The organism is Williamsoniiplasma luminosum (assembly GCF_002803985.1).
GTDB classification, from domain to species: domain Bacteria; phylum Bacillota_I; class Bacilli_A; order Mycoplasmatales; family Mycoplasmataceae; genus Williamsoniiplasma; species Williamsoniiplasma luminosum.
Genome location: NZ_CP024963.1, coordinates 50,645 through 62,919, shown reverse-complemented (window position 1 = coordinate 62,919; position 12,275 = coordinate 50,645). Strand labels below are relative to the sequence as shown.

The window sequence follows — 12,275 nt, the reverse complement described above, 5'->3', positions numbered from 1 at the left end:
GTTGATATGAGATTAAGAAATAAGAAATGAACTCATGATTTTTTAGAAAATCATGCTGAATTTTTGATTGATTGAACAGAAGATAAAAAAATCAATTCGATAAATTTTTTCCAAAATTCACAACCAATTTCACTTGAAATTGGTTCTGGTAAAGGGCAATTTCTGATTGAAAATGCTTTGCAAAATCCAGGCATTAATTTTATTGCAATGGAAAAAGAAAAGACTGTTGTTGGGGTTGCATTAAAAAAAGCGATTCAAACATTAGGCAAAGAAAAGATGACTAATTTAAAATTTTTAAATAAGTTTGCCGAGAATTTATTAATGATGTTTGAACCAAATAGTGTGGATCAAATTTATTTAAACTTTTCAGATCCTTGACCAAAAACAAGGGATGCTAAAAAACGATTAACTCATGTGAATTTTTTAGAAATCTATTCCCAAATTTTAAAACCCAATGGGATTTTACAACTAAAAACTGATAATGATGGATTGTTCGAATTTAGCTTAGAACAATTAAAAGAAACCAAAAATTGAAAATTACTGGTTGAAACAAAAGATTTATATGATGATCAAAAACTTTTAATCGGCAATATTCCAACCGAATATGAAACCAAATTTAATCAATTAAATAAGAATATTAATATGTACCGCATTCAGAATGTAAAAAAATAAGCTCGTGCTTATTTTTTTAATGCATTATTGTACATATAAGTTTTAAAACCAAATGATAAATATGTGATCAAAGCATTTCAAAAGAAACACACAACAATCACTCATCAATATGTTGATAACAAACTGCTAAATTTTTCACCAACCAAACCCATCGTTACGATTTGAAGAGTTGTAATAATTAGTAAAACAGTAATGATTGTGATGTGTGAAATTTTACTCATTTCAAATTTTTCTTGCATGATTTGTTGATTATTTTGATCTTTATAACTTACTTGGTGATAAAGAAATGAAGTGATAATTTGGCTTCAACCAATCAATAAAATGGTGATTAAAATCAAAATACAATTAATCAACAAATTTAAAGAAATGACGATTTGTTGATTTTTATGAATGGTTGGGAGTGAAACGATGATCACCAAAGCAATAATTAACACAAAAAAAGTCACTGCTCCCATTCACAAAGCAACTTTATTGTTTATTTTTTTAATCATTTTAAAATCGATAGTAGTATTCATAATATCTATTATCTCAAAATAAGTTAAGATATTAATACTTAGGAGGTTTTTATTATGAAAATATTAGCAATTGAATCAAGTTGTGATGAGTTTTCAATTGGGGTGATTGAAAATGATAAAATTCTTTGCAACGTTGTTTCTTCACAAATTGAAAACCACAAACAGTTTGGTGGCGTGGTTCCAGAATTGGCGGCCCGATTACATTTAGAAAATCTCAATTGAGTTTTAAATGAGGTTCAAGAAAAAATTAAACTTGATTGAAACACAATTGATCAAGTCGCGTACACTGCCAATCCTGGATTATTAGGATCATTAATTATCGGAAAAATGGTTGCTGAAACAATTGGAACATATTTAGATGTTCCAATTGTTCCGCTTGATCATATTGAAGGACATATTTTCGCATCATCAATTGACAATGATTTTGTTTACCCTGTCCTTGCTTTGATTGTAAGTGGGGGTCATACCCAAATTGAATTAGTGAAATCACCCAACAATTTTGAGATTATTGGTTCAACAATTGATGATGCAATTGGTGAAAGTTATGACAAGGTGGCACGTGTTCTGGGGTTTGATTATCCTGGTGGACCACAAGTCGATAAACTTGCTCAATTAGGAACTCCAACTTACCAATTACCTTTGAGTAAAAATGATCAAAGTTATGATTTTTCATACTCAGGCTTAAAAACAGCAGCGATTAATTTGATTCATAATCTCAATCAAAAACAAGAACCGATTAAAATCAATGATTTTTGTGCTTCTTTTCAAGAAGCAGCAACAAAAGTGATTGCGATGAAATTAGAAAGAGCAATTCAAGAATATAAACCACAAACTTTAACAGTTGGTGGTGGGGTGTCGGCAAATAGTCGAATTAGAACCACAATCATGGAATTGGGAAAAAAATATCAAATTCATAAAACAATCATTCCTAAATTTGAGTATTGCACTGACAATGGTGCCATGATGGCCCAACTTGCATATGCTAAATTCACCGAAAAATAGTTTATGGAAAAAATAAATAGAAAACAGCAAAAAAATTGGTAAATTTTCCATTTTCATATAAAATAAATTTATGATTAGAAAGAAAACGGTATAAAAAATGAGATCATTTCTTGGAAAATTAGCCACAATTGATAAAAATAAATTAACAACTCGTGAGACAAAAATCGTTGATTATATTAAGAAAAATTTACAAATGATTGTTGCAACAAATATGAAAATTGTAACCTTATCACAAGAGGTAGAAACAGGTTATTCAGCAATCTACGGATTGCTGAAAAAATTGAATATTCAAGGATATCGTGATTTTTCTATTTCATTGGCAAATGATGCAGAAGCGATTGAAATCGATATCTCTAAAAATGATGAACATGTAACAAATGGATACATTAGTATGATTCAACATAACTATTCATTGCTTGAAAAAAAGGTCATGTTTGAAACATTGAAATTAATCAAAAATACATCTCGATTGTATATAGTTTATTGAGAAAGTGTTTTAAGAGGGGCAACAACAGAGCTTGCTAATTTCTTTTATTCTCAAAAATTACCAGTCATTTTATTGGACTCGGATTGAGACACAATTAACCAAAGAGTTTTAGATGCTGATAAAGGTGATTTATTTATTTTTTACACAAAATATGGGACATCATTGCATTTGGAAAAAGTGATCACCAGAATCAAAGATAAAAATGCAAAAGTTGTTTTCGTTTCGGGAAGAATCCCTTCACCTCAAATTCAAAAAAACTCTGATTCGGTTCATACATTAGTTATTGATAATGTTGATGAAAATAAAGAAGTCGTACTTTCTAAGTCAGTTCCATTCCACTATTTCAATGATTTATTAATCTATCACTATAACCACATTACAAAAAAATAATTTTTCTAAAAATTATTTTTTATCTTTTTTATACAAGGAGAATCCATGAAAAATTTTTTTGAGAAAAGAATTTATCGAAAAATGTTCAAAAAAATTAATAAAGATTTAATCAAATTTTTTAATTTAATTGGAACTTTTTTTTGTGGTGTGAGTAACAAAAAATTAAAAAAACACATTTATTTTTACCCAGAAATTAGACGCATGAACAAGGTGATGAAAAAACTTTTCAAGCAACCATCACTCCAATTATCAATGTCAGATAATTTGATTCCGTTTAAATTTACAACTGATGATAATGTGGTTTTACATGGTATGCAATATATCACAGATCAAAACAGTGATAAATGAATGATTGCATGCCATGGTTTTGGCGAAGATAAATATTGAGCGTTATATTCAACAAAACCATTTATTGAATTGGGATATAATATTCTTGCTTTTGATTTTAGAAATCATGGTGATAGTCAAAAAGAACAACCAGTCACAATGGGGATTTTGGAACAAAAAGATCTGTTGGCTGCCATGAAATGATTGTATGAAAATAAGAGTTATAAACACTTGGGATTATTAGGAATTAGTATGGGTGCTTTTGTTGCAAATATTGTTCAAGCAAAAGATGAAAAATTAATGAAAAAATACCGCTTAAAATTTACCATAAGTGATGTCACTTATGGTTCGATTCAAACATTGTTGTTGCATATTAGAAATGTTTTTTTCAAAAAATTAATTGGAAAAAAACGCATTGCCCAAAGAATAAATAGAATTATTCAATCTCAAAATGATGAAACCAATTTAGATTGAAATGAAATTGATGTCTTTAAAATTTATGAAAAAGATGGAAAAAAATCATCAATTCCAACCTTGTTCACACATGGGTCCAATGATTGAGTCACACCACCAACAGACAGTTATCGTTTATTCATTGATCGAAAATCGTTTTCACCAAATGATGAAATCTTAATTTATAATTTTTCAGCCCATGGTTTTTCATTGAAAGAGCATTTGATATCTCAAACATATCACTGAATTAAATTTGAAAATAAAGTGATCGGAACTGACAAACAAATAAGCATCAACGCATTAGAAAAAATGGGCATTGATCAAAATACAATTTTAAATAATCAAGAAGAAAAATATGAAATTAAAACATTCTATTTTTCTAATGAAAAATAAGGAGAAACATGAAGGAATTACAAGAAATATATCAAGATTTTGCAAAATTAGAAGGCAAAGAAATCAGCATCATCGGAAGGGTTAGATCAAATCGACAAGGTAAAAATGTTTGTTTCATGGTTATCAATGACGGAACTAGTTTTGATGATTTGCAAGTGGTTTACAAAGAAGGAATTGATGGTTTTGAAGATGGGACCAAATCAAGAGTTGCTTCAATTGTTGAAATTACAGGAACATTGTTATTAACACCAACCAAAGGCCAACCTTTTGAATTATCAGCTCATAAAATAGAATTATTAGATCAAGCTGTGGAGAGTTATCCATTGCAAAAAAAAGAACATTCACCAGAATTTTTAAGAGAGATCGCGCATCTAAGAGCAAGAACCAAAACCTTCAATGCCGTTTATAAAATTCGTTCAGAATTAGCTTTCGCAATTCATAAATATTTTAATGATCGTGGCTTTATTTATGCTCAAACACCAATCATCACCGGAAATGATGCTGAAGGTGCTGGGGAAGCATTTACAGTCACTACCAGAGGTGATGATAAGTATGAAAAAGATTTTTTTGGTAAACAATCAACATTAACAGTTTCGGGACAATTACATGCTGAAGCATTTGCTCAAGCGTTTAAAAAAGTTTATACATTTGGTCCAACTTTCAGAGCTGAAAACTCAAACACAAGTAAACATGCAGCTGAATTTTGAATGATTGAACCTGAAGTGGCTTTCAGTGATTTACAAGATAATATTGTTCTGATTGAATCATTAATTAAGTACACTGTGAATTATGTTTTTGAAAAATGCGATGCTGAATTCAAATTCTTAGATGCTAATTTAGAAGCTGGTTTAATTGATAAAATTAAAAATTTGGTTGAATCAAAATTCAAAACCACATCTTATTCTGAAGCAATCAAATTGTTACAAAACGCAGTTAAAAATGGACACCAATTTGAAGAAAATAAAATTGCATTTGGTTTAGATTTAGCAACAGAACATGAACGCTACATTTGTGAAGTAATCAATCAAGCACCAACTTTTGTAATTGATTATCCCAAAGATATTAAAGCTTTTTACATGAAATTGAATGATGATCATCAAACAGTTGCAGCCGTTGATTTACTAGTTCCGGGAATTGGCGAATTAGTTGGTGGTAGTGAACGTGAAGGTGATTATGATAAATTAATCAAGCGTTGTGAAGAGATGGGGATTGATCCATCAAGTTTAGATTGATATTTAAATTTAAGAAAATACGGTTACTTCAAATCTGCTGGTTTTGGTTTGGGTTTTGAAAGATTATTGATGTACATCACTGGGGTGGCTAACATTCGTGATGTCTTGTTATATCCAAGAACACCGAACAACTTACTATTTTAAGAACAGACAAAATAAAAACCACTTCCAATTTTAATTTATAAGAACTCGCGTTCTAGTTTTTCTTGCTTTTCAATTATTTCATGCATCTCAACCAATGACAATAAATACTGATCAATTCATTCCGAGGGCAAAACCCCTAGATGTTAGGACTTCTTTTTTTAATCATCAGTGCCAATTTTTATAAGAACACTTTTTCAGTATATATTTTTGAAAAATTATGAAAATAAAAAGCTAAATATTTAATGGAAAATTTTGTTAAGACTGAGGTAAATATGAGAAAATATTTTTAAAGGAAACTATGAAAATTTTTAAGCAAGACAAAAACACGAATTTCGAACGTATCAAAAATCCATTTTGAAAAATTGATAACTGACAAGATATTTTAAAAATGGCAATCCCAATTTTTGTTCAATTATCATTTAATGTAATCATTGCTCAAATCAACATTATTGCGATTAATAACTTTCAAAACAAAGCTTATGCAGACGCAGTGAGTAAAGCGATCTTAACATATACAGCACTTCAATTTATTCCGACTTTAATTGCGAGTGGGAGTTTGGTGGTGTGTGGAAACTTGATTGGTCAGGGACGTCAAAATGAAATTAGTAAAGTCATTATGACTGGTATTGTTATAAACTTTTCAATAACTTCTGGAATATTTGTTTTGGTAGAAACTTTTGCTTCTTCAATTTTAGATTTAATGAATGCCAATCAATTTACAGAACTTCTACCAAATGGTCGTGGCCCTAAAGCATTTGCAATAGATTATTATCGTTTATTAAATTTGCAACTAATAATCGCATCTTTAAATCAAGTGTTTATTTCAGGTTTACAAGCGGTCAAAAAAAATGTTTATGTAACAATCGGGGCTGTGGCAAGTAACTTTGTTGATTTAATTTTTGTAACCTTAGTTTTATTTGTTTTTAAATTTGATCCAATTTGATCATCTTTAGGAATTGTTGTGGCTGGATTTGTACAAATGATTTATATGATGTTGATGAATTTTCGTTTCATTGATTACAAGGCTAATAAGGGAAAACAAATCAATTGAAAAATTGCTAAAGAAACTTTTAAAGTTGGTTTGCCAATTACTTTGGAAATGGGGCTTTGAAGTTTATGTAACTTCGGAACCGGAACGGCAGTTGCTCATTTAATAAGTGGAAATAGCGAAAACAGTTGAATTGTTCTCCATCGATCAATCAATTCAATTAGTCAATTCTCACTTGCCTTCATGTTTGCAATGGAAACAGTAACTGCCGTTATGGTTGCAAAAAAAATTGGGGCTAAAGATTTACAAGGCGCTTATCAAGCTGGAATTGATTGTTGAAAAACAGCAATGTATGCTTCAATCGTGTTTGGATCATTCATGATGATCACCGCTTATCCAGCGCTATTGTTATTTAATCACGATGCAACTGAAATTGTCCCTTGAGGATTAGCTTTAATGGGAGTGTCTTGTCTGAAATTAATGGTTGATACAGTCAATATGACTTTACTGCGAGCTTGTTGGGCGAGTGGTGATTTATGATATCCATTAATAATTTCAATTATTACGATGGGAATTGGAATGGTTGGAATTCCAATGGCAATTATTTTTGGTTTTCACATTTATGGTGGAGTTGGATTGATTCTAATTTATCTTGGAGTATTAATGGATCCACTTTGTCGTTCAATCATGTATGCAACTAGATGAATCAGAAAAACTTGAGCTAAATATGCTAAATTACTTGGTTAAAAAACTAGAACTCGCGCTTTACACTTGCAACACTTACGCTTCTTGTGAAAAAGGAACCAACGAAAAGTTTAATGGTTTGTTGCGTAGAGCCCTTCCGAAAAAAACCAGTTTTGAGAAATTAGAAAATGATAATATTAATAGTATCTTAGATCAAATAAACAAAATGCCCCGTAAATTATTGAACTACAATTCAGCTCAACAACTATACGAAGTATTTTGTTAGAAGTGTTGCACTTCCAATTTTAATTTATAAAAACCACTTTCAAAGTGGTTTTTGTTTTGTCAAAATATAAATTATAGTTCAAATGTTTCTTTGAAATTTTTAAATCAATTAAATGATTTTTTCTTGAAACGATCTCCGGTTCCGTTGTGATAATCATCATAATCAACGTAAACTAAACCATATCTTTTTGACATTTCACTAGTTCCAGCTGATACTAAATCAATTACTCCTCACATTGTGTAACCAAAGACATCAACACCATCTTCTAATGCATCATTAATGGCAATAAAGTGTTGGTGCATATAATCAATTCTGTAATCATCATCAACTGTTTTTTTGTCGTTTAATTTTTCATCATGACCGATTCCGTTTTCAGAAATGAAAATTGGTAAATGGTAGCGATTTCATAAATCATTTAATGTGTATCTCAATCCTTGAGGATCAATTTGTCATCCTCATTCATTGGCTTTTAAGAACGGGTTTTTTCCCATCGCCATTAAGTTACCACCAGTTTTACCTTCTTCTTTTTTCGCCACGGTTCCTGTCATGTAATAACTAAATGATAAGAAATCAACAGTATTATTTTTTAGAATATTCATTTCTTCTGGGTTAGTATCAAGTTTAACATTTAGTTTTTCAAACAGTTTAATTATGTAAGTTGGGTATTCACCTTTAGCCACCATATCAAAGAAGAAATAACGACTTACTTGTTCAGATTTTTGTCATTCAATAATATTAACTGGATTGCAATCAAGTGGATATGTTGTCATGTTAGCAATCATACATCCAATGTTTTTTTTCTTCAACATTTCATGTCCCAATTGCACAACTTTCGCTTGTGCAATTAATTGATTATGTAAAGTTTGGAATCGTAATTGGTCATAACTTACACCAGGATAGTCTTCAGGGAAAGTTGCTGACATCATGGGAGCAAAGCAACTCACATTAATCTCATTAAATGGTAGTCAAAAATCAACTATATTACCAAATTCTGTGAATAAAGTTTTAGCATATTTCACAAACATGTTGATCACTTCTTTGTTCATTCAACCACCATATTTTACTCCGATTGGGTATGGTGTATCAAAGTGGTGTAATGTTACCATTACTTTTAATCCTTTTTGTTTACAATAATTTAAAAGATTGCGATAGAATTCTAGTCCTTTTTCATTCGGTTTAGATTCATCTCCGTTTGGATAAATTCTTCCTCATGAAATTGACATACGATAGATGTCCATTTTAGCTTCTGCTAATAAATCGATATCTTCTTTATATCTGTTGTAGTGATTTGAACCAATACGTTTTGGATAATGTAATCCTTCTTTATTTTCGATTGATTTTTCCAGATTCTTTTTTGAAAATGCAGAAATATCTAACGGCATTGATGCTCTGTCTTGTAATTTTACATACGGAACCATTTCTGCCACATTTAACGATTTTCCATCTTTGTTAAATTCACCTTCAAATTGGTTGGCAGCAGTTGCCCCACCTCATAAGAAGTCTTTTTTTGTAAATTTCATATTTTTATTCCTCTATATACTCTTTTTCAATGAGAGCCAACATTCCATAACAAGCTGCATCATTTGATAATTTGCAGGCTTCTACATTAAATTTCATGATTGATGAATAATCAAGATTATTCACTTCATTTTTTAGTGCATTCATAAATGTTTCATTTGCACTAATTCCCCCACCAATCAAAATTTTGTCTGGATCCAAAATACTCACGTTGATTAAAAATCTTGTTAATGTTTTTATTCAATTATCAAATAATTGAGTTGCAATTGGTTCTTTTTGTTCAACTAATTGCATCAACTCATGTCCATTAATAAGTTTTTCACTTCCTGCTGCAATTGTGTATCTATAGCACATCGCAGTTGTGCTCAAAAAACCAACAGAAAGGTTGGGGTATAATGATCCGTGATCACTAATATTGGCCATAGTTTTTCCAAATTCCCCTGATGTGAGATGTGAACCTTTATAAACTTTTTTGTTTATAATAATCCCCCCACCGATTCCTGATCCGATTGTTAGAATCAATGCATTGGTTATCTTTTTATTTTGTCCATAAACCATTTCACCAATTGCAGCAGCTCTTGCATCGTTTTCAATCAAAATTTGTTTAACTAATTTTTGCTTTTTAAAAAATCCTAAAATATCTTCATCAATATCAGAAATTGCAGATTTAGATAATACTTTATAGTTCTTTGAATCCACAACTCCGGGAATGGTAATACCAACTTTTACTTCTTCACCCATTTGTGTGATGTAATTTGCAATATTTTCCAAACATTTTATAAGTGGAATTCTTTTTAACATTTTTAGATTTTTAGTTGCATCTGATGTTTCACTCACACCTTTACCATCAACGCTATTATCTTTGGCGCCAACATGATCGATTTTTTCTTTTAAAATAATTTTATTGTTTTCATCAAAAGTAATTACCTTAATAGAAGAACCACCAATGTCAAAACATATTTTTTTCATCTTTTTGAACTCCTTTTTTCTTTTTGGTTTATTAATTAATAAACCAAAAGTTGTTTTTCTATTCTTCTATATATTCTTTTTCAATTAGAGCCAACATTCCATAGCAAGCTGCATCATTTGATAATTTGCAAGCCTCTACATTAAATTTAATTAGCATACGAAAATCAAGATTATCAACTTCATTTTTTAGTGCATTCATAAATGTTTGATTAGCACTAATTCCTCCACCAATCAAAATTTTGTCCGGATCTAAGATACTTAGGTTTACCAAAAAATTCGCCAATGATTTCATTCAATTTTTAAACAATGAAGTTGCTGTTGGTTCGTTTTGCTCAACCAATTGCATAAACTCATGACCATTAATTACCTTTTCACTGCCGGTCATCATTGTGTATCTAAAACAAATTGCTGTTGTACTTAAAGATGATACAGAAAGGTTTGCATATGATGATTCATAATTATTTATATTGGCAATAGTTTTTGAAAATTCGCCTGATGAGAGATGTGAACCTTTATAAATTTTTTTGTTTATAATAATTCCTCCACCAAGTCCTGAACCAAGAGCCAAAACAACTGCATTTGTTATTTTGTTATTTTGTCCATAAATCATTTCACCGATTGCAGCAGCTTTCCCATCATTTTCAATTCAAACTTTGTCAACTAATTTTTGTTTCGCAAAAAATCCCAAAATATCTTCATCAACATTAAAAATTGCTGACTGTGTTAATATTTTGTATTTTTTTGCATCAACAACACCCGGAACCGAAATCCCAACTTTGACTTTTTCATCCATTTTGTTGATGTAACTTGCAATATTGATCAAACACATCATCAGTGGAATGCCTTTTATCATGTCAACACCTTTAAACTTTTCTTTGTGTTCACTCAATTCTTGGCCGTCTAAACGAACCTCCATCACTCCTATATGGCCGATTTTTTCTTTCAAAATAATTTGATTTTTTTCATCAAATACAATTACTTTAATACAAGAACCGCCAATGTCAAAACATACTTTTTTCATCTTTTGGACTCCTTTCTTACTTTCTAATTTTATACTTGGGAGTTTAAAAACTACTTTCTTATTCTTAAACAACTTTTTATGTATTTTCCTTTTTTAAAGGACAAAAAAAGGAAATAGAATTTTAAAAATGTCAAAAATTTAGATGACAAAAAAATAGTTTTTATGAGGAAAAAATAAGAAGGTGATAAAATAAAAGATATTAAATAGAAGTAAGGAGTTTTTATGTTAATTAGCTTCATCATATCTTCGCAAGGAAGAGAAGAAAGAATTTTTAAAACCATAAATTCTTTGAAAAAACAAACAAACCAAAACTTTGAAATTTTGATGATCAATGATGATCCGAATATCGAAAAAGAATCTTTGGATTTTATTCGTGAACAGTTTGAGCAAAATAGTAATATTACACTTGTTTTGAATAATAAATCTCAAGGGTCTGGTTCGAATTGAAATTTAGCGATTTCATTAGCAAAAGGTGAATATTTTTCAATCTTGAAAGAAGGGGATGTTTTGGAACCAATTTTTGTGGAAACAATTAATGAAGCAGTTCAAAAACATCCACAAAAATTGGATATTATTCAGTTTACTCAAGAGCTTTCTGGGATTGCAAAAGGTTATAGTGATAGTGCTTTATTGGAAAGCGATCGAGTTTATGATTTGACCAAGGAACAAGATGTTTATGCTTATGTCAATCAAAACATTTATGGAAAAATGTTTAGATTACAATTTTTAAGAGATTTTAGAATCACTTTTAGAAGATGAAACAGATTTGATACATTGTTTGTTTACAAAGCACTTGGTCATGCAAGAACCTTTTATAAAATTTCAAAAATGATTAATACTCACAGAAGAAATGTTTTGAAATATTCTGCTTTTGATCTTGTTAATCAATGACCACATATTTTAAATTATTACCGTCGAATTGGTGCTTACAAAGAACTGAAAGATGAATTAAATTATGCAAATATTTATGGTTTAACAATTGGTTTTTTAAGCATGGTTTCTAAATTTGATAATAAACAATTATATAAAAAAGCACTTAAATATGTCAAAACTAAAATGGATGCTAAATTATCAGAATTTATCAATGAAAACAAAATCTTTTTAGAAAACAAAGATCCAGAATTCACAAAATATATTTTGGAATTTAATACGTTCATTACAAATGAAATCAAAAAAAATAAATAGGTAGGAGGA

The 12,275-nt window shown here is 29.9% G+C and carries 11 protein-coding genes and 1 pseudogene; 8 read left to right on the top strand and 4 right to left on the bottom strand.

Annotation, left to right across the window (positions count from 1 at the left end):
* Positions 1–6 precede the first annotated feature (6 nt).
* Positions 7–672 carry a tRNA (guanosine(46)-N7)-methyltransferase TrmB gene (gene trmB, locus ELUMI_RS00310; protein WP_025734547.1) on the top strand — a complete coding sequence of 222 codons (666 nt, stop codon included), beginning with the start codon at positions 7–9 and terminating at the stop codon, positions 670–672.
* An 8-nt stretch (positions 673–680) separates the two neighbouring features.
* On the opposite strand, the gene ELUMI_RS00305 is transcribed toward trmB, so the two are convergent.
* On the bottom strand, positions 681–1,163 hold the full coding sequence (locus ELUMI_RS00305; RefSeq protein ID WP_198514017.1) for a hypothetical protein: 483 nt from the start codon (positions 1,161–1,163) through the stop codon (positions 681–683).
* Between the two features lie 78 nt (positions 1,164–1,241).
* Between ELUMI_RS00305 and tsaD the strand changes: the two genes are divergently transcribed.
* From tsaD to ELUMI_RS04565, 6 genes and pseudogenes are all read left to right on the top strand, one after another.
* A complete protein-coding gene (gene tsaD / locus ELUMI_RS00300) occupies positions 1,242–2,189 on the top strand; it encodes a tRNA (adenosine(37)-N6)-threonylcarbamoyltransferase complex transferase subunit TsaD (protein ID WP_025734545.1) in 948 nt (315 codons plus the stop codon).
* 97 nt (positions 2,190–2,286) lie between these two features.
* The gene (locus ELUMI_RS00295; RefSeq protein ID WP_025734544.1) at positions 2,287–3,066 is read left to right on the top strand and encodes a MurR/RpiR family transcriptional regulator; all 780 of its coding nucleotides are present in this window, start codon (positions 2,287–2,289) and stop codon (positions 3,064–3,066) included.
* Between the two features lie 45 nt (positions 3,067–3,111).
* Positions 3,112–4,239, top strand: a complete 1,128-nt coding sequence (locus tag ELUMI_RS00290; protein ID WP_035018960.1) for an alpha/beta hydrolase — start codon at positions 3,112–3,114, stop codon at positions 4,237–4,239.
* An 8-nt stretch (positions 4,240–4,247) separates the two neighbouring features.
* On the top strand, positions 4,248–5,615 hold the full coding sequence (gene asnS / locus ELUMI_RS00285) for an asparagine--tRNA ligase (protein WP_025734542.1): 1,368 nt from the start codon (positions 4,248–4,250) through the stop codon (positions 5,613–5,615).
* 298 nt (positions 5,616–5,913) lie between these two features.
* Positions 5,914–7,350 (top strand): MATE family efflux transporter, encoded by a 1,437-nt coding sequence (locus tag ELUMI_RS00280; protein WP_025734541.1) that lies wholly within the window; start codon positions 5,914–5,916, stop codon positions 7,348–7,350.
* Between the two features lie 16 nt (positions 7,351–7,366).
* A pseudogene (locus ELUMI_RS04565) lies at positions 7,367–7,573 on the top strand (IS30 family transposase); the annotation flags it as partial.
* Between the two features lie 71 nt (positions 7,574–7,644).
* On the opposite strand, the gene ELUMI_RS00270 reads toward ELUMI_RS04565, so the two are convergent.
* Genes ELUMI_RS00270 through ELUMI_RS00260 form a run of 3 tightly spaced genes read right to left on the bottom strand, consistent with a single transcriptional unit; the run spans position 7,645 to position 11,081 of the window.
* A complete protein-coding gene (locus ELUMI_RS00270; RefSeq protein ID WP_025734539.1) occupies positions 7,645–9,093 on the bottom strand; it encodes a glycoside hydrolase family 1 protein in 1,449 nt (482 codons plus the stop codon).
* Between the two features lie 4 nt (positions 9,094–9,097).
* Positions 9,098–10,060 carry an ROK family protein gene (locus ELUMI_RS00265; RefSeq protein ID WP_025734538.1) on the bottom strand — a complete coding sequence of 321 codons (963 nt, stop codon included), beginning with the start codon at positions 10,058–10,060 and terminating at the stop codon, positions 9,098–9,100.
* Positions 10,061–10,118: 58 nt separating this feature from the next.
* Complete coding sequence (locus tag ELUMI_RS00260) at positions 10,119–11,081, bottom strand: ROK family protein (protein ID WP_025734537.1); 963 nt, start codon at positions 11,079–11,081, stop codon at positions 10,119–10,121.
* Positions 11,082–11,303: 222 nt separating this feature from the next.
* Here ELUMI_RS00260 and ELUMI_RS00255 point away from each other — a divergent pair, with 222 nt between their 5' ends.
* Positions 11,304–12,266: a glycosyltransferase family 2 protein gene (locus ELUMI_RS00255; protein WP_025734536.1), complete on the top strand. Its 963-nt coding sequence runs from the start codon at positions 11,304–11,306 to the stop codon at positions 12,264–12,266.
* Positions 12,267–12,275: the final 9 nt, after the last annotated feature.